Origin of the sequence: Roseomonas alba (genome assembly GCF_019430885.1) — a bacterium.
GTDB classification, from domain to species: domain Bacteria; phylum Pseudomonadota; class Alphaproteobacteria; order Acetobacterales; family Acetobacteraceae; genus Neoroseomonas; species Neoroseomonas alba.
On the sequence record NZ_JAHYBZ010000008.1, the window covers coordinates 316,799 to 334,412 of the forward strand.

Consider the following 17,614-nt stretch of genomic DNA (forward strand, 5'->3'; position numbering starts at 1 on the left):
GTTTTCTCCCGCCGCGATCCTCCCTGGACTGCGCGCCGCGTCAATGCCCCAGCACGCGGGACAGCACCGGCGCCACCGCCACGCCGACCGCCAGCCCGGCCACGCCGGACAGGCCGGCTTCCACCACCCAGCCGATGAGGCCACCACCCACCGCCGTGCCCAGACCATGGACGACATGCTGCGGTCCACCGAGTCCGAAAGCCTCCAGCCCATGCAGGATGATGCCGCCGCCGACCCAGACCATGGCGACGGTGCCGACGATGGACAGCACCTTCAGCACCACCGGCATGCCGCGGACCAGCAGCGCGCCCGTATCCATGCCCCGCCGGACCATGGCCGCGCCGACATCGTCCGCCTTCACGATGATCGCCACCACGCCATAGACCGCGACGGTGATGCCGAACCCCACCACGGCCAGCGCGATGGCCTGGGTCCAGACATTCGACTCCGGCATGGTGGCGAGCGCGATGGCCATGATCTCGGCCGAGAGGATGAAGTCGGTCTTGATCGCGCCTTTGACGCGGGCGTTTTCCAGATGCCCCGCATCCGCCACGGTCGGCGCCGTGACATGGGCCTCGGGCGAATGAGGACGAATCCACTCCATCACCTTCTCCGCGCCTTCGAAGCAGAGATAGAGGCCCCCCAGCATGAGCAGCGGCGTGATGACCCAGGGCGCGAAAGCCGAGAGCAGCAGCGCCGCCGGCAGCAGGATGACGAACTTGTTGAACAGCGAGCCCAGCGCGATACGCCCGATGATCGGCAATTCGCGCGACGCATCGAACCCCACCACATAGCGTGGCGTGACCGCCGCATCGTCGATGACGACGCCGGCGGCCTTCGCGCCCGCCTTGCTTGCCTGCGCGGCGACGTCGTCGAGCGACGCGGCCGCCACCTTGGCGATGGCCGCAACGTCGTCCAGCAGCGCGAGTAGCCCTGTGCTCATGCGATGGTTCCCGGCTCATTGTGCGTGAGTCGAGCCATCATGGCACAGCCTTGCGGCCGCCGCGGAGTGTCGCGGCGCACGGAGCGCGGAACCAGGGAACTTTTGCAGGCGCCGGTGGCCGACATGGCGATGATGGCGCCGGCAGCTCGGGAGAGGGCTCCGCCCTTCCCCGGCCGACCCCATCCACGGAAGGCCGGGTGGCTTTCGGCGGCGAAAGGCCTGGGGAGGGAACTAAAGCCCGCCTCGATCTCAGCCCTCGCCCGATCGTCGCGCGCGCCCGGGCACTTCCGCCATCACACGATCCCCGCCTTGCGCGCCGCTGCGATCTCTGCCGCGTCCATGCCGGCGAATTCCGCCAGAACCGCATCCGTATCCCCGCCCGGCGCCGGGATTCCGTACCGGATCTCCGGCGGCGTTGCCGAGAGATGCAGCGGCGAGCCCACCACCCGCACCGTGCCCGCCGCATGGTGCGTGATGTCCCGGATCATCCCGCGGGCCGCGATATGCGGATCGGTCTCGACATCCTCCGCGGTATTGATGGGACCGGACGTGATCTTCGCCTCTTCCAGCTTCGCCAGCCATTCGGCGCGCGGGCGAGTCTTCAGCAGGGTGCGCATGCGATCGAGCAGCGCGTCGCGGTGTTCCACCCGGTCGCGGGCGCGGCGGAAGCGCGGATCCTCCGACCATTCGGGATGGCCCAGCGCCTCGGCCAGGCGGACGAATTCCCGGTCGTTCAGGACGCCGATAACGAAGCGCGCATCGGATCCCTCAAAGACGCCGTAGGGCACGGCAACGGGACTGTCATTGCCGGATCGCGGGAAGATGCGCCCGGCATTCAGCCAGGACGACATCGGCGCCTGCATCAGCGACGTCATGGTCTCGAACAGGTTCACGTCGATCGCCTGACCCTCGCCGGTCGCATCGCGATGGCGCAGGGCAGCGAGGATCGACACCGTTGCCGCGAAGCCCGTGAACATGTCGGCGACGGGCACGCCGACACGCTGCGGGCCGCCGCCCGGCATGCCGTCGGCCTCGCCGGTGACCTCCATCAGCCCGGCCATGGCCTGGGCGACGAAATCGTAGCCCGACCGGCCGGCATAGGGCCCGGACTGCCCGAACCCCGTGACCGAGCAATAGATCAGACGCGGATTGACCGCCCGCAGATCCTCATACCCCAGCCCGTAGCGGGCGAGCGTGCCAGGGCGGAAATTCTCGATCAGCACATCGGCCTGCGCGGCCATGCGCCTCAGGATTGCCGCGCCCTCCGGCTTCGCGAAATCGACCGACACCGACCGCTTGTTGCGGTTCAGCGAGACGAAATAGGTGCTGTCCTCCGACCCCTTCACGAAGGGCGGCCCCAGCGCCCGCAGGTCGTCCCCGTCGCCGCGCCGTTCCACCTTGGCGACATCCGCGCCGAGATCGCCCAGCATCTGCGCGCAGAGCGGCCCCGCCACCACCCGGGTCAGGTCGATCACACGCAGGCCATCGAGGGCACCGGCCATGTTTCCTCCACTTGGTTTCCGGCCGCAGGGTGGCGCAGGACGCGCGGCGCGGATAGGGCACCGGCGCGATGGACGCGCGGACCCGGCCCGTGCTGGTCTGCGCGCCATGAAGCGCGCCCTGATCCTCGCCGCCCTGGCCCTGCTGCCCCTGCCCGCATTGGCGCAGTCCGGGCCGTCCTTCGACTGCCGCCAGGCCCGCGCCTGGGACGAACGGCAGATTTGCGCCCAGGCAGACCTCGCGGAGCTTGACCGCCGGATCGCCGCAGCCTGGCGGGCGGCGACGGCGACGGCAGCGCCCGACCAGCGCGCCCAGCTCCAGGCCGATCAGCGCACCTGGCTGGCCGATCGCCGCCGCTGCGAAGGCCCCCAGGCGCGGGAGGCGCAATCCTGCCTGCGCCGCGTCATGCGCATCCGCGCCCGCGACCTGGAGGCGATGACCCAGACCGCCGCCCTGCCCGACGCCAAGCCCGCCCCGGCCGCGCCGCCGGCGCCCACGACCCTGCGCCCGATCGCCTGCCCCGGCACGCCGGGCTGGGTCGCGGCGCAGGTTTGCGCCACGCCCGGCATGCGCGACCTCGATGCCGCGGTCATCCGCGATGCCGAAGCCGCGCGGAGCAGGTTGGCGCGCAACCCGGCAGCCCTCGCCGAACTCGAAACGCTTCTGTCCCGCTACATCGCGGCACGGGACGCCTGCGCGCGGAGCCCCGGGCGCCTGCCGCTCGATTGCTTGCAGGAGACGATGGAGGACGCTCAGGCGGAAATCCGGCGCCGGGCGGCGGGGTGAACCGGAGAGGGGCCTTGGAACCCGCTTCAGCAAAGGCCGTAAGGCCTTCCTGATGGTCCCCCTGACTCTGCTGCCGGAAATCGGAGGGGCGCCGCCCCTCCGAACCACCCCGCCAGGGGCTTGGAGCCCCTGGACCGCAATCTATTGGTGCTGGGCAGAACGGACATACTCCATCCGCTGAGCGCGCTTCGTGCGCAAATGTCGTTTCGGCACGCATTCCGCCAGTCGCGCGCAGCGCCAAGTGGAGGTTTGCAAAGGCCTTTCGGCCTTTGCTGGAGTGGCTTGGAGGGGCAAAGCCCCTCCAACGGCCACATCAGACGTATCGGGGCAGCCCTTCTCCAGGCCTCGCTCAGCCAAGCGGCACGAGGTGATTGTCCCACCGCAGCCGTGACAGCCACGCCGCACCGAGATCCGCCGGCGCTGCCGTTACGCCCACGAGTGCCACCTGACCGAGACCCGACGTCACCACGAACCCGCCCGGCGCCGCCGCCACGCCGCAGCCGTCGCGCATGGCGAATTCCGAGAGCACGCGGCGCGATTGCGCCTCGATCAGCACGCCGCGGCCGCCGCGCGGGCTGGTCACGGCAATGACCTCGCCGCCCTGGCCGGCCGCCGCGCTGCCCGTGTAGTGATCCAGGCCCCGCCACAGCGCATCCGACCCGTCCAGCGGCGTGATGTCGTCCGCGGTCGTCGCGGCGATCAGCGCGGGGCGCTCGAAGCGCGGCCCTTCATGCTGCATGGCGACGAACAGCACACCCGTCGCATCCAGGGCCAGGTGGCGGAGGGACAGCGCATTCTCCTCTCCTTCCAACACCCGGCGCGACAGCTTCCGGCCGCTCGCGGCGTCCAGCAGGGTGACATCGCTGTCGAAGGTCTCCAGATCCAGCCGCGCCCGCGGCACGGAGGGATCGGTGCGGATGCCGCCATTCGCAACCCACAGCGCACGCCCATCCGGCGTCAGGCGGATGTCGTGCGGATCGGCGCCGCCCGTGGGGAACTCGCCGATGCGCGCGAAGCCGCGCGTCGCGGCATAAATGCCGACCACCCCGTCCCCAGCCTCGTCCAGCTCGGTCGCATACAGCAGGTCGCCATCGGCCGAGAAGCAGCCATGGCCGCAGAACCAGCGCCCCGTCGCGCGGGGGATGGTCTCGCCGACGCGCCCGCTCGCCGGATGCAGCAGCAGGGCGAAGCTGCCCGGCCGCCGCGCGAACAGGACCGCCACGCCGCCATCCGGCGACACCGCCGCGCCATGCCCCCGCGCCGGCAGCGGCACGTCGAAGCGTGGCGCGCCGTCCAGCCCGAAGGCCACGGCGCGCCATCGGCCGTCCTCATCCGCGGCCGCCGAGAGATAGGCGGGACTCGCGGCCATTGCCGGTGCGGCGGCCGCGAAGCCGATCAGGCCGAAGACGGCCCGGCGTCCGAAGCGTGCCATCAGTCGCCATCCATGGAGTTGAAGCCCACGGGCAGATCCAGCGCCGCCGAGACGCGATCCGCGATCAGCCGCCGCAGCGGGCCGAGGATGCGCAGCAGCTCCTCGACCGGCGCGCGGTTCTGCACCACGGCGACTTCCAGCGACGGCGTGATGCGCGCGGCGGCCGCCTCGGCCTGGGCGAAGCCGTCGGTCACCTCGCGCGCCAGGGCCGCCTGGCCGCCGATCAGCATCGGCGCAAAACCCGTCGCCCAGTAGTTCTGCTGCGCCGCCAGGGAAGCCCGCACCAGCGCGAGCGATTCCCCGCTGCGCCAGGCCTCGGCGCGGCGCGGGAAAGCCTCGCGCGCCGAGGGCCCCAGCACCCGCGCCACCTGGCGCTCGGCGAGGAATTCCAGCCCGCCCACCAGCGTCTTGAACAGCACCAGCATGCCGTCCTGCGGGATGCGATAGCCGCCGGTCGGCGTGCCTTCCAGGATCGGGCCGTAGCTCTGCCACTCGGTCCGCATCGCGTCGCCCATGGTGGCGAGGTTCACCCCGATCGCCGCCAGCAGCACACGGCGGAAAGGCTGATCCGGCGCGGCGAGGCGCGGTGCGTCGTCGCCGAACAGCAGGCGCTCGGCCGCCGGCAGGCCCTGCGCGGCAACTCGGCCGTGCTGGAAGGCCTCGGGCGTGACCTGGGCCGGGTCGGCGGCGCGCAGCAGCTCGCCCATCTCGCGCCCGATGCTGTTGCGCACATCGGGGAAGAAGTCGATGCGCAGCCCGCGATCGAACTCGTCGAGCGGCCCGAAGCGCAGATGCCGGATGCGCTGGAAGGCAAGCGAGACCGCCACCCAGGCGGCCCGGGCGCCATCCGGTGGCACAGGGTTCGCGGTCGCCGTGGCGAAGCCCTGCGCGGCCTCCGCGAAGGCATTCGCGCCGGGAATGATGTGCTCGGCCATGACGCGGCGGATGGTCCGGCGCAGCGCGTCATCCGAGGGCTGCGCGCGTGCCGCGGCCGGCGCGGCGAGCATGGCGGCGAATAGGGCGCGGCGTGTTGTCATCAGAGACTGTCCAGGAAGGCGAGCAGGGCGGCGCGGTCGGCAGGGGACAGCGCGGCCACGCGGTCGCGCGCCGCCTGTGCCTCGCCACCGTGCCACAGGATGGCCTCGAGCGCGTTGCGGGCGCGGCCGTCATGCAGCATCTGCGTGTGACCGCTGACGATGCGCGTGAAGCCCAGGCCCCAGAGCGGCGCGGTGCGCCATTCGCGGCCATTGGCATCGCCCTCGGCACGGTCGTCGGCGAGGCCGTCGCCCATGTCGTGCAGCAGCATGTCGGTATAGGGCCAGATGCGCTGCCCGGAATGCTCCGGCCGGCCTTCGACATGGCCCGTGGTGAAGGACGGGCGATGGCAGGAGGAACAGCCGACCTCGCGGAAGAGCACCCGGCCGCGCAGCGCCTCCGGCGATGGCGCGGACCGCATCGGGACGCCGAGGTTGCGGGCATAGAAGGCGGTCAGGGTGAAGAGGCGCGGCTCGACCTCGGGCTCGCCGCCATTGGGCGCTTCGCGGCAGGCGGTCTGGGCTTCGGTGCATTCGCCGAAGCCTTCGGGATGCAGCGTCGTGGACAAGCCCATATCGGCGCGAAAGGCGTCCGCGATCTGGTCTTCCATGGTCGGTGCCAGCGCTTTCCAGCCGAAGCGACCGAGCATCGGGCGGCCGCCATGGAAGTTGCTCGTCACATAGGCCGGGCGGCCATGGATGCCGTCACGGTTGCCATCCTCCGGATCGGCGCCCGCAACGATTTCCGCCTCCGGCACTGCTTCCAGCAGGCCGAGCCCGATCATCGGCGGCGCGATGCGCGCGGACAGGCGCAGCCCCGGCATCGGATCGCCATAGCCCCAGGAATCGATGCGCCAATGCGGGCGGCGCAGATGCGCGACCTCGCCGCCGGCGAGCGGCACCTCCTCCTCGGTCCAGTCGGGATGCACCCGACCCTCGGCCGGATGACCCTGGACGCCGAAGGTCTGCAACTGCCCGCCATAGACCGGGTCGGGTGAGCCATCCGCCCCCCCGATACGCACCAGCAGGGAGGATGCGGCCTCATTAACCTCCGGCGGCCGGCCGCGCCCGTCGCGCAGGTGGCAGGACTGGCAGCCCCGCGCATTGTAGAGCGGCCCGAGACCGTCCGAGCTGGTGGTGGAAGACGGTGCCGACACCCACAGCTTGCGGAATACCCCGTCGCCGACGCGGAAATCGAGCTGCCGGTCGAAGGGCAGCGTCGCCGAGTTCTGGGAGAAAGCCCGCGCATCCCGCGACACGCGTACCGATGCCGCGCCGCCGGGCATCAGCTCCGACGGGTCGGCCCCGTCCTGCGCCGCCAGCGCGCCGGCGCACAGCGCGGCGCCCGCCAGCAGCATCAACCGTCGCATGGCGTCAGCGCCGCCGCACCGCCGCGGGGTTGTCGAGGCTCTCCGACCCTTCGAAGGCCGCGCGCAGGCGCAGGGCGGCCATGATGCGCTCGACCGTGCGGGTCTGCTCCAGCAGCTTGTCGATCGCGGCCTGGACCAGCGCGTTGCCCTCGGAGTTGCCCTCGCCGATCATCTGGTCATAGGCCTCGACCGTCTCGGCGCGCGTCTTGATGGCCTGGAAGGCCGCGACTGTCGCATCCAGCCGCTGGCGCATCTCGCGATCCAGCGCCGGGGCCGCGTGGCGCACGAAGTCGGACAGCGACGGCCCGCGCACGACCGACCCGTCGATGCGGTGGTATTCGCCGAGATAGACGTTGCGCATGCCCACCACGTCGTAGAAGTGGCTGTTATGCGTGTTGTCGGAGAAGCAGTCATGCTCCTCCTCCGGGTCATGCAGCATCAGGCCGAGCTTCATGCGCTCGCCGGCCAGTTCGCCATAGGCCAGGCTGCCGATGCCGGTGAACATCGCGACCAGCCCGGCATCCGACCCGCGCGCGGTCAGCGCGCGTCGCGCGGCGCCGTTCGGGGCCCAGTTGGCGGCCATGGTCTCAAGCTCATTCACCAGCATGCCGGTGACGGTGGTCAGATAGGCGGCGCGGCGGTCCTGGTTGCCGCCGGTCCCACCCTCGCCCCGGACGTAGTCGGTATAGGGGCGGTTTCCCGCCCCCGGGCCGGTGCCGTTCAGGTCCTGGCCCCAGAGCAGGAACTCGATGGCGTGGTAGCCGATGGTGACATTGGCCTCGACGCCGCCGACCTCGTGCAGGCGGGTCAGCACCTCGGGCGTGATGGTGCTGACGTCGATCATCTCGCCGGCATGGGTGATTTGGCGCGAGGCGATGATGTTCGCGGTGAAGAGCGGGTTCTCGTCGCTGGTGTCGCCGTAGCGCTCGGTGTCGACATAGTCGATCAGCCCCTCGTCGAGCGGCCAGGAATTCACATGGCCTTCCCATTCATCGACGATGGGATTGCCGAAGCGATAGACCTCGGATTGCTGATAGGCGGGGCGGGAGGCGATCCATGCCCGGCGCGCCGCCGCCATGGTCTCCTCGGACGGCGCTTCCACCAGGCGGGCAACGGCCTGCTGCAGGGCCTTGGCGCCGGTCAGGGCATCGGCATAGGTCGCCGCGGCGATATCGGCATAGGTGGCGAGGATGGCCCGCTTCGCGGGCTGGGCCTGCGCAAAGGCAGGCGGCGCCGCGCCGACCAGGGCGGTGGCCAGAAGGGCACGACGGATGATCACGGTGCTGCTCCGTGGAAGCGGGCGACGAGGGCGGCAAACTAGCGCAAATGACACTCAGTCGCAAACATGACAGCGGCTTCAGGAACGTGTGCAGGCGTCACCGCCGCCGCGCCAGCGCCGTCTGCAGCCCCACCATCTGTGCCGCGCCGCGCCCGCGGCGCGCCAGGGCGTTGATGCGCGTCAACACGACATCGAAGTCATAGGGCTTGCTGATGAGGTCGAAACCGCCCGCGCCGCCATGCTTGTCCAGCGCCTCGGCCGCATAGCCGGAGGCCAGCAGTACGCCGATACCCGGCCGCAGCTTGCGGGATTCGCGCGCGAGGTCCACGCCGCTCATCCCGCCCGGCATCACGACGTCCGAGAAGAGGATGTCGACGGCCACGCCTTCGCGAAGCAGTTGCAGCGCCGTCGGACCGTCCGGCGCGGCGAGGACGGAGAAGCCGGCATCCATCAGCATCTCCACCGCCACGGCACGCACGGCGGGCTCGTCCTCCACCACCAGCACGGAGACGCCTTCGCCCGACACCTGCGCCGCACCGGCCGCGGCGGCGGCGGCGGCGGCGCGATTGGCCGCGGCCTCGATCTCCGACCCCAGCGGCAGGTACAGCGTGACGGTGGTGCCGCGCCGCGGGGTCGACTGGATCGCGACATGCCCGCCGATCTGGCGCACGAAGCCGAAGACTTGCGACAGGCCGAGCCCCGTGCCGTGCCCGTCCTTCTTCGTGGTGAAGAAGGGCTCGAAGGCCCGATCGCGGACGTCGGCCGGCATACCCTCACCGGTGTCGCGCACCTCGATGGCGACATAGGGGCCGGGCTGCGCTTCCAGATTGCCCGCCAGCGCCTGTTCCTGCAGCCAGGCGCGGCGGGTCACGATGCGGATGGCGCCGCCGCGCGGCATGGCATCCCGCGCGTTGATGGCGAGGTTCAGCAGGGCCGCTTCGAGCTGCGCGGCATCGGCGCGGCAGGGCGGCAGGCGATGGTCCAGCGACAGTTCCAGTGAGACGGATTCGTCAAGGGCCCGGCGCAGCAGTGGTCGGAAATCCTGCACCAGCGCATTGGCGTCGACGGTTGCCAGCACCAGGGGCTGGCGACGCGCAAAAGCCAGCAGGCTGGCGTTGAGCCGCGCCCCGCGATCTACAGCCGCGACCGCCGCGCTCAGCAGGCGCCGCGTGCGTTCATCCGTGCGTGCCCCGAGATGGCGTTCGAGCGCCCGCACCGTGCCGAGGATGGCCGTCAGCAGGTTGTTGAAGTCGTGCGCGACGCCGCCGGTCAGCCGGCCGAGGCCCTCCATGCGCTGAGCGGCGCGCAGCCCTTCCTCGGCAGCCTCGCGCCGCGCGATCTCGGCCCGCAGATCCGCCGCATTGGCCTCCAGCCGCGCCAGGGTCTGCTGGTCGCGCAGCACGCGGCGCCGGCCGGTGACCGCGAGCAACGCCAGCAGCAATCCCGCGCCGAGGCAGATGATCCCGCTCACCGCCAGGGAGGCGAGGGCCATCCGCTGCTCGATCCGCGCCGGCACCGTATAGACGATGCGTAGCGGCAGATCGCCCACCCGGCGCCAGAGGATGAGCTGCGCTTGCCCGTCATGGAACGGGTCGCCGGTCAGGGGCCGCGCCTGGCGGTCGCGGCTGCCGAAGGCGCGCAGCAGTGGATCGCCCGGCTCCAACGCCGCCGGCATCGCCGGGCTGGCATCCTGGCGCAGCAGGACGGCGCCGTCGTCGCGCAGAAGGGCGAAGCGGCCGCCCGGCTGGTTGGCGGCGCGCTGCCAGGCTTCGAGCAGAGCATCAGCGCGTAGCGTAACGAGCAGGGCGCCGTCGAAGGGCCGGCCATCCGCCGCGCGGCTGCGGCCGATCAGGATGTTGCCCTCCTGACCGCGCAGCTCGGCCGGAGCGGGTTCGAAGCTGATCCCGCGTCGGCCTTCCCGCGCGACGCGCAGGGCGTCGAGCGCGCCGGTATCGAGGCCTGGTGGCGGATCGGCCCCGCTCGCCACGGCGATGCGCCCATCCGGGCGTACCAGGGCAAGGCTGGCGACAGCGGCGGCCTGGGAGGCCTTGATGTGGTTCAGATCGGCCTGCACGGCCGCCCGCCGGGACTGGATCTGCGCCCAAGTCAGGCTGCCCGTGGCGTCCTCCGCCCGGTCAAGCGCGAGGAGACCGCTGTCGAACAGGCGCAGCGTCTGCTCGCGCGCCAGCATGGTGGCGATCGCGCCCTGTTCCTGCAGATTCTCGCGGCGCGTCTCGGTGTCCTGGCGGATCAGGAAAATGAAGAGCAGCGCAGGCAGGACGACGGCCGCGATCAACACGACGCCAGGCCGCGTCGACCGTTCACCCAATCGCGTCGTGATGGGTCGGTTGACCACCCCAACCTGTTCCTCAGCCCCTGCCCGGCATGGCCCGATGCCATGCCGCGCTGCGCCCCTGCGCTCCCCTGAAAGCGGTTCAGTATGACACGAAACTGCATCAAGAGCAGGTGAAGGCGGCGGACTATTCCGCGGGCAGCGCCTCGAGCTGGCGCTGACGGCGCAGGCGCCATTCCTGTGCCAGCGCCATTGCTACCGTGACGAGCATGACGGCGGCACTGACTGTAAAAACCAGGCTGGTCCGGCCACTGTCCAACAACCATCCAAAGAGCGGAGGCGCGATCATCCCGCCAAGGTTGAGACCTGTCGAGACGATGCCGAAGGCGGCGCCCGCCTGGCCCGGCGGCGCGGCGGCACGCACAAGCATGTCACGGGACGGCATGATCATGCCCGAGAGGAACCCGGATGCCGCCATGACCGTCATGAGGGCGACCCCCGGCAGCCCGCCATGCCCCGCCAGCAGCAGGAGCATCGCCGAGGAGCCGAATCCGACCGCCGCGACCAGCCCGTGATTGCGCGTGCGATCGGCGATCGCCCCGCCGGCGAGCACCCCCATGGCACTCGCGAACAGGAAGGCAGTCAGCGCCGCATTGGCGAGGGTCAGCGACAGGCCGCGCCCATCCACCCAGGCGGCGACGGCGAAGCTCTGGATGCCGCTGTTCGAGATGGCGAGGGTGAGGAAGAAGGCCGCCATGGCCAGCACCGCGGGCGACAGCACCGAGCGCGGGGCCGAACCCCCCGCCGCGGCGGGACGCGCGACAGGCCTCGGGGCGGTCTCCGTGGCGCGGGAGACCAGCAGGGGCAGCGCGGCGATGGGCCCGAGCACCCCCGCCGCGACCAGTGCCGCCCCGGTACCGAGCCACGCCGCCATGCCGAGCATCAGGCCCGGCGCGATGGCCCCACCCAGGAAGCCCGCGAAGGTATGGATGGAAAAAGCGCGGCCGACGCGCTGTTCCGCCATCGTCGAACCCAGGATGGCGTAGTCGGCCGGGTGATAGACGCTGTTGGCGAGCCCGGCCATGACCGCGGCGGCGATCAGCCAGGCATAGGTTCCGGTCAGCCCCGCCAGCACGAAGGCGCAACCGCCGAGCAGCAGCGCCGCGATCAGCATCCGTCGCGGCCCCGCGCGATCGACGACGAAGCCCATCGGCGCCTGGGTCAGGGCCGAGACCACGTTGAAGACGGTCAGCACCAGGCCGAGCTCGACATAGCCGACCTGCATCTGGTCCCGCAGCAGCGGAAACAGCGGCGCCAGGGTCAGGACATGGACGTGGCTGACGAAATGCGCACCGCAGATCTGGGCAAGCGTCGCCCGCTCGCCGGCCGTCCAGCCCGCAGCCATGTCAGTGCGCCTCGGCCCAGGACTGCCCGGTGCCGACTTCGACCGAGAGCGGCACGCGGAGCTTGGCGACGGATTCCATGATGTCCTTCACCAGGGCTGAGGTCGCCTCGACCTCGGCCGCCGGCACCTCGAAGACCAGTTCGTCATGTACCTGCAGCAGCATGCGCGCCGTGAGGCCGGAGTGCTTCAGCGCGCGCGGCAGGCGGACCATGGCGCGCTTGATGATCTCGGCAGCACCCCCCTGGAAGGGAGCGTTGATGGCGGCGCGCTCGGCACCGGCACGCCGCACCGGGTCCTTGGCCGCGATGTCCGGGATCCACAGCTTGCGGCCGAAGGGGGTGCGGACGAAGCCGTTGGTCCGGGCTTCCTCCTTGCAGCGTTCCATCTCCTGCCGGATGCCGGGGTATTGGGCGAAATAGGCCTCGATGATCGACCGGCCCTCGGCGGGCGGGATGCCGAGCCGGCCGGCGAGGCCGAAGGCAGACATGCCGTAGATGATGCCGAAATTGATGGTTTTGGCGCGGCGCCGCGCCTCCTTGTCCACCTTGCCGGGGTCGAGGTGGAAGATCTCCGCGGCCGTCCGGGCGTGGATGTCCTCGCCATGCGCGAAGGCCTCGCGCAGGGTGGGGACCTCGGCGAGATGGGCCAGCAGCCGCAGTTCGATCTGGCTGTAGTCGGCCGAGAGGATGACATTGCCGGGTTCGGCGACGAAGGCGCGGCGGATGCGCAGGCCCTCTTCCGACCGCACCGGAATGTTCTGCAGGTTCGGGTCGTTCGAGGACAGCCGGCCCGTGCTGGTCCCCGCCATGCCGTAGGAGGTGTGCACGCGCCGATCGACCGGATCGATCTGCGCGGCGAGCGCCTCGACATAAGTCGATTTCAGCTTGGCCAATTGCCGCCAGTCGAGCACGCGGGCGGCGAGTTCCACGCCCTGCCCCGACAGATCCTCCAGCACCGAGGCATCGGTCGAATAGGCGCCGGTCTTGCCCTTGCGCCCACCCGTCAGCTTCATCTCGTCGAACAGGATCTCACCGAGCTGCTTCGGCGAGCCGACATTGAACTCGCGCCCGGCCAGGGCATGGATCTGCTTCTCCAGCACCGCGAGGCGGGTCGCGAAATCCTCGCCGATGCGGGCGAGTTCCGCGCCGTCCACCTTGATGCCGGCGGACTCCATGTCGCGCAGGACGGCGACCATGCGGCGCTCGACCTGTTCATAGAGCGCGAGGGCAGTCTCCTCGCGCAGCCGCGGCTTCAGCAGCAGCCACAGGCGGAGCGTGACGTCGGCGTCCTCCGCCGCATAGGCGGTCGCCTTGTCGAGCGGCACCTGGCCGAACGGGATGCGCGCCTTGCCGGTGCCGGTGACCGTGTCGAACTTGATGGGCGCGTGGTTGAGGTAAAGGACGGACAGCTCATCCATGCCCTGCCCGTGCTTCCCCGCCGTCATGGCGTAGGAGATCATCATCGTGTCGTCGACCGGCGCGACGGCGGTGAAGCCGCCATTCTCCTCCCGCGCGAAGACCTCCAGGTCGTATTTCGCGTGCTGGAACACCTTCAGCACGGTGGGGTCTTCCAGCAGTGGCCGCAACAGGGCGAAGGCACGTTCGGGGGCGATCTGCTCAGGCGCCGGGCCGGTCAGCATGTCGACCTCCCCGCCATGGCGGATCGGGACATAGCAGGCCCTGCCCGGGGCGGTGGCGAGCGAGAAGCCCACCATCTTTGCGCGCCGCGCATCGAGGCTGTCGGTCTCGGTATCGATGCCGATCACGCCGGCGGCCAGGCAATCCGCGATCCAGCGGGCCAGGGCTTCTTCCGTGGTGACGGTCTCATAACCCTCGAAGGGCACGGCGAGGTCGGGCGCCGCCGGGCCGGGGGCCGGAGCATGCGTTACGGCATGATGGGTCCCGCCGCGGCGCGAGGGCTCGGCGCCGTCCCCCAGCTTGCCCATGCGGGCGAGGATGGAGCGGAAGCCCATCGCCCTGAGGAAGGCTTCCAGCCGGCCATCGGCCGGCGGCCGCGCGGCCATGTCCGCGATCGGGCAGGGCAGCGGCGCGGCATCGTCCAGCGTCACCAGCCGCTTCGAGATGCGCGCCTTCTCGGCATTCTCGATCAGCGCCTCGCGGCGCTTGGGCTGCTTGATCTTCTCCGCATTGGCGAGCAGCGATTCCAGGTCGCCATATTCGGTGATGAGCTGCGCCGCGGTCTTGATCCCGATGCCCGGCACGCCGGGGACATTGTCCGTGGAATCGCCGGCGAGAGCCTGGACCTCGATCACCTTGTCCGGGGTGACGCCGAACTTCTCCATCACCTCGGGCTCGCGGATCGGCTTCTGCTTGATCGGGTCGAGAAGCTGCACCCCCGGCCGGACCAACTGCATCAGGTCCTTGTCCGAGGAGACGATGGTCACCTGGCCCGGCCCCTCCGCCAGGTAGGCCTTGGCATAGGCCGCGATCAGGTCATCCGCCTCGAAGCCTTCGAGCTGCGCGCGGCACACGCCCAGTGCATCCGTCGCGTCGCGGATCAGCGCGAATTGCGGGATCAGGTCCTCGGGCGGGTCGGGGCGGTGCGCCTTGTATTCGGGGTAGATCTCGTTGCGGAAATTCAGCCGCGCGGCATCGAAGACCACGGCAATGTGGCTCGCCGCATGCCGGGTGAGGAACTGGGACAGCATGGTGGTGAAGCCATAGACGGCATTCACCGGCACGCCTTCCGGGTTCGTCATCGGCGGCAGCGCGTGATAGGCGCGGAAGATGTAGCCCGAGCCATCCACCAGGATCAGGTGGCGCTCGCCCGGCTTCACCTCGGGCAAGGCTTCCGAGGCGGCGGTCGCCTCGGCCATCGCGGCACCCCTCGGCCGGCCGGCCTCGGGGGCGCGGGATTCGTCAGTGCCCATGGTCCTCGCCTGCGCCCTCAGCGAGGACGTAGGTGATCGAGCAATAAGGGCAAGTCACCTCACGATCCGTGATGGTCAGCCAGATACGCGGATGGCCGAGCGCGCCGGCGACATCCCCGTCGCAGGGCACCTTGCGGGCATGCACTTCGACACGCTGCTCGGGCGTCACGCCCTCCACGAGGTGGGGGGTATATCCGGTCATCAGGGGATCGCGCATGACTGGCCTCAGTTTCTTCGGCGGCCAGCATAGGCGGGACGGCAGCGGGGGGCCAGAGAGGGGGTTCGGCCCTGTCTGGACCACAGGCCGCGACGCCCGCTGGTGGCCCCGGTGTTTCGACTGTCGCAGTTGGAGGGGTTCAGCCCCTCCAAACCACCCAGCCACCTGGACCGCAGTCTTTTGGCGCTGGGCAAGGACAGCCGCACTGCCCCCGCCAAACGCCCTGCGTGCGCGGCAGCGGGTTTCGGCGTGGTGCCGGCAATGGACACGGGCCGAAGCAACGCCGTGGCCCGCCTTGGCGCACAGACCGCGCCATGAGGGCTGCGACGTCCCGTAGCGCCCGGTGCCAATGGCCTGCGGTCCAGGATGCCCAGCATCCTGGCGGGGAGAGGCTTGGAGAGGGGCGGCGCCCCTCTCCAACGCAACCACCCCGAACGTCAGCCCTTCAAATCCACGGCATGGTCAGCGGCATAGGTCGCCAGCGACCGCGGCGCGTGGTCGGTGAGCGTTTCGACGTCGCCCGTCACCGCCGCCGTCCAGCCTTCCCGCACCGGGTGGAAGATCGTCGCCAGGAACCGTGCATAGACCTCCGGCACGCCGGCGCCGGTCAGCATGGCGACGAAGGCGGCGTCGTCCGTGGCTTCATAGTCCACGGGACGCCCGACGACCTTGGCCAGGATCTTCGCTGCATCGGCGTAGCCGAGCGCCTCCGGCCCCGTCAGGTTGAAGGCGCGGCCGTCGAAACGGTCGGTTGTCAGCGCCGCCGCGGCGCTCTCGGCGATATCGCGCGCGTCGATGAAGCTCGACTTGCCCTCGCCCGCGGGCAAAGCGATGCGGCCATGGTCCAGGCCCGGCTTCCAGAAGGTGTGGAAATTGTCGGCGAACCAGTTGGGGCGGAGGATGACGAAGGGCGTGCCCGATGTTTCCAGGGCGATCTCCACCTGGCGATAGGGGATAGCGTCGTCCGCATCGGCGCCAAGCACACTCTGCAGCACCACCTTCACCTTGCGGGCCGCAGCGGCGGCAATGACGGGCAGCAGCAGGTCGGTGATCGCCACATTGCCGGTGGGCAGCAGGACGAAGGCGCGGTCCACGCCGTCGAAGGCCGGGCCGAAGGTGGCCGGGTCGGCATAGTCGAATACCACGCCTTCGGCGCCATCCACCGGCCTGCCGGATCGCGAGGCGGCCTTCACCGCCGCCCCCTTCGCCAGAAGTGCCTGCACCAGTGGGCGCCCGACATGGCCCGTGGCGCCCAGGACCAGGATCTTGCCTGCCATTTCCGTTCTCCTTAGTTTCCGATGGAAACCTTGTTTCCCACGGACAGATACGCGCCGTTGCGGCGACGCAGAAGAGAGCACTTGCAGGTCACATGGTTCCCTCGGGGAAACCGGCGGCCACGGAGAACGGCACAGGATGGACCAGCCCTACGACGTCTATGAGGAGCGTTGCCCGACCCGAATGGTGCTCGACCGCCTGGCCGACAAATGGGCGGTGCTGATTCTCGACCGGCTCGATGCCGGGCCGGTGCGCTTCAACCATCTGCGGCGCGACATCAGCGGCATCTCGCAGAAGGTGCTGTCGCAGACGCTGAAGAAACTCGAGCGCGACGGACTGGTCTCGCGCGCGGCCTTCGCCACGGTGCCGGTCACGGTGGAATATGCGCTGACGCCCCTCGGGCAGACGCTGACCGAGACGGTCTCCGCCCTGGCCCATTGGGCGGAGCGCAACATGGCGGCCGTGCTGGCGGCGCAGCGCGCCTATGACGCCGCGCCGCGCGGATAGCCTTCAATTGGATCTTCCGGCAGCGGGCCGCACCCGGCCACCCAATACCGCATACGGTCGTTGGGTGGGCGGTGGGGGTGCGGACCGGTGTCGGGCGCGGAAACGCGCCGCATGGCGCGTTTCCAGACAGACCCCTAGCGCCGCAGCGTCTCCATGAACCGCTGGTGCTGGATGTCGTTCTGGCGCTGCTGCTGCTGATATTGCTGCTGTTGTTGCTGGAACAGCATCTGCTGCTGCTGCATCCGCTGCTGATGGTCCCAGGCCTGCTGCTGCGGCGAATAGGGCTGGGTCGCTTGCGGCATGGCGTTGCCGCCGAAATTCTGCTGCCAGACCATCATCACCTGCTGCGCGCCGGCCTGGAACATCTGGCAGGCCTGCGGATTGCCCTGTTGGCAGCCGAACTGCGCCTGCATCAGCTCGTTCCCCGCCTGTTGAAGCTGCGGCACCAGGGCGCAGGCCTGCTGGTTGCCCATCTGGCACTGCGCACCCGCCGCCTGGATCAACTGCATCAGCGGCATGGCGACTTGCGGATCGAGCTGCTGCGCCACCACCGGCCGCGCCAGCACTCCGAGAAGGCCCATCGCCACGATTGCACCGATCCGCCTCACGGCCATTCTCCTTGTCCCGACCCGGACATCCTAGGGTCGGGGGGAGCCTCCCGCAGCAGAAACGTTTCGCAAGCC

General features: G+C 70.2%; 14 protein-coding genes. 2 read left to right on the top strand and 12 right to left on the bottom strand.

What is annotated here, in order from left to right; all coding sequences use genetic code 11:
• Positions 1 to 40 precede the first annotated feature (40 nt).
• Positions 41 to 943: a DUF808 domain-containing protein gene (locus KPL78_RS22875; RefSeq protein WP_219765276.1), complete on the bottom strand. Its 903-nt coding sequence runs from the start codon at positions 941 to 943 to the stop codon at positions 41 to 43.
• Between the two features lie 293 nt (positions 944 to 1,236).
• Entirely contained in the window at positions 1,237 to 2,445 is a 1,209-nt protein-coding gene (locus tag KPL78_RS22880) for a CaiB/BaiF CoA transferase family protein (protein ID WP_219765277.1), read from the bottom strand.
• A 106-nt stretch (positions 2,446 to 2,551) separates the two neighbouring features.
• Here KPL78_RS22880 and KPL78_RS22885 point away from each other — a divergent pair, with 106 nt between their 5' ends.
• The gene (locus KPL78_RS22885) at positions 2,552 to 3,229 is read left to right on the top strand and encodes a lysozyme inhibitor LprI family protein (protein WP_219765278.1); all 678 of its coding nucleotides are present in this window, start codon (positions 2,552 to 2,554) and stop codon (positions 3,227 to 3,229) included.
• A gap of 349 nt (positions 3,230 to 3,578) precedes the next feature.
• Here the strand turns inward: KPL78_RS22885 and KPL78_RS22890 are convergent, their stop codons facing one another.
• From KPL78_RS22890 to KPL78_RS22930, 9 genes are all read right to left on the bottom strand, one after another.
• Complete coding sequence (locus KPL78_RS22890) at positions 3,579 to 4,661, bottom strand: DUF1513 domain-containing protein (RefSeq protein WP_219765279.1); 1,083 nt, start codon at positions 4,659 to 4,661, stop codon at positions 3,579 to 3,581.
• On the bottom strand, positions 4,661 to 5,698 hold the full coding sequence (locus KPL78_RS22895) for an imelysin family protein (protein ID WP_219765280.1): 1,038 nt from the start codon (positions 5,696 to 5,698) through the stop codon (positions 4,661 to 4,663). Before KPL78_RS22895 ends, KPL78_RS22890 begins: the two co-directional genes overlap by 1 nt.
• Complete coding sequence (locus KPL78_RS22900) at positions 5,698 to 7,065, bottom strand: di-heme oxidoreductase family protein (RefSeq protein WP_219765281.1); 1,368 nt, start codon at positions 7,063 to 7,065, stop codon at positions 5,698 to 5,700. The genes KPL78_RS22895 and KPL78_RS22900 overlap by 1 nt, the downstream gene beginning before the upstream one ends.
• 4 nt (positions 7,066 to 7,069) lie before the next feature.
• The gene (locus tag KPL78_RS22905; protein ID WP_369412828.1) at positions 7,070 to 8,344 is read right to left on the bottom strand and encodes an imelysin family protein; all 1,275 of its coding nucleotides are present in this window, start codon (positions 8,342 to 8,344) and stop codon (positions 7,070 to 7,072) included.
• A gap of 97 nt (positions 8,345 to 8,441) precedes the next feature.
• Entirely contained in the window at positions 8,442 to 10,700 is a 2,259-nt protein-coding gene (locus KPL78_RS30895; protein WP_219765282.1) for a hybrid sensor histidine kinase/response regulator, read from the bottom strand.
• A gap of 124 nt (positions 10,701 to 10,824) precedes the next feature.
• On the bottom strand, positions 10,825 to 12,042 hold the full coding sequence (locus KPL78_RS22915; RefSeq protein WP_219765283.1) for an MFS transporter: 1,218 nt from the start codon (positions 12,040 to 12,042) through the stop codon (positions 10,825 to 10,827).
• Between the two features lies 1 nt (position 12,043).
• Positions 12,044 to 14,878, bottom strand: coding sequence for a DNA polymerase I (gene polA / locus KPL78_RS22920; protein WP_219765323.1), 2,835 nt, complete (start codon positions 14,876 to 14,878; stop codon positions 12,044 to 12,046).
• A gap of 43 nt (positions 14,879 to 14,921) precedes the next feature.
• A complete protein-coding gene (locus KPL78_RS22925; protein ID WP_219765284.1) occupies positions 14,922 to 15,149 on the bottom strand; it encodes a zinc-finger domain-containing protein in 228 nt (75 codons plus the stop codon).
• A 437-nt stretch (positions 15,150 to 15,586) separates the two neighbouring features.
• Positions 15,587 to 16,426: an SDR family oxidoreductase gene (locus KPL78_RS22930; RefSeq protein ID WP_219765285.1), complete on the bottom strand. Its 840-nt coding sequence runs from the start codon at positions 16,424 to 16,426 to the stop codon at positions 15,587 to 15,589.
• Between the two features lie 136 nt (positions 16,427 to 16,562).
• On the opposite strand from KPL78_RS22930, the gene KPL78_RS22935 reads away from it, so the two are divergent.
• Positions 16,563 to 16,931 (top strand): winged helix-turn-helix transcriptional regulator, encoded by a 369-nt coding sequence (locus KPL78_RS22935; protein WP_219765286.1) that lies wholly within the window; start codon positions 16,563 to 16,565, stop codon positions 16,929 to 16,931.
• Positions 16,932 to 17,065: 134 nt separating this feature from the next.
• Here the strand turns inward: KPL78_RS22935 and KPL78_RS22940 are convergent, their stop codons facing one another.
• Positions 17,066 to 17,539, bottom strand: coding sequence for a hypothetical protein (locus tag KPL78_RS22940; protein ID WP_219765287.1), 474 nt, complete (start codon positions 17,537 to 17,539; stop codon positions 17,066 to 17,068).
• Positions 17,540 to 17,614: the final 75 nt, after the last annotated feature.

What these genes read in the sequence shown, in the direction of transcription:
- KPL78_RS22875 (WP_219765276.1), bottom strand. Translation starts at nt 943, where the DNA reads ATGAGCACAGGGCTACTCGCGCTGCTGGACGACGTTGCGGCCATCGCC.
- KPL78_RS22880 (WP_219765277.1), bottom strand. Translation starts at nt 2,445, where the DNA reads ATGGCCGGTGCCCTCGATGGCCTGCGTGTGATCGACCTGACCCGGGTG.
- KPL78_RS22885 (WP_219765278.1), top strand. Translation starts at nt 2,552, where the DNA reads ATGAAGCGCGCCCTGATCCTCGCCGCCCTGGCCCTGCTGCCCCTGCCC.
- KPL78_RS22890 (WP_219765279.1), bottom strand. Translation starts at nt 4,661, where the DNA reads ATGGCACGCTTCGGACGCCGGGCCGTCTTCGGCCTGATCGGCTTCGCG.
- KPL78_RS22895 (WP_219765280.1), bottom strand. Translation starts at nt 5,698, where the DNA reads ATGACAACACGCCGCGCCCTATTCGCCGCCATGCTCGCCGCGCCGGCC.
- KPL78_RS22900 (WP_219765281.1), bottom strand. Translation starts at nt 7,065, where the DNA reads ATGCGACGGTTGATGCTGCTGGCGGGCGCCGCGCTGTGCGCCGGCGCG.
- KPL78_RS22915 (WP_219765283.1), bottom strand. Translation starts at nt 12,042, where the DNA reads ATGGCTGCGGGCTGGACGGCCGGCGAGCGGGCGACGCTTGCCCAGATC.
- polA (WP_219765323.1), bottom strand. Translation starts at nt 14,878, where the DNA reads ATGGCCGAGGCGACCGCCGCCTCGGAAGCCTTGCCCGAGGTGAAGCCG.
- KPL78_RS22925 (WP_219765284.1), bottom strand. Translation starts at nt 15,149, where the DNA reads ATGCGCGATCCCCTGATGACCGGATATACCCCCCACCTCGTGGAGGGC.
- KPL78_RS22930 (WP_219765285.1), bottom strand. Translation starts at nt 16,426, where the DNA reads ATGGCAGGCAAGATCCTGGTCCTGGGCGCCACGGGCCATGTCGGGCGC.
- KPL78_RS22935 (WP_219765286.1), top strand. Translation starts at nt 16,563, where the DNA reads ATGGACCAGCCCTACGACGTCTATGAGGAGCGTTGCCCGACCCGAATG.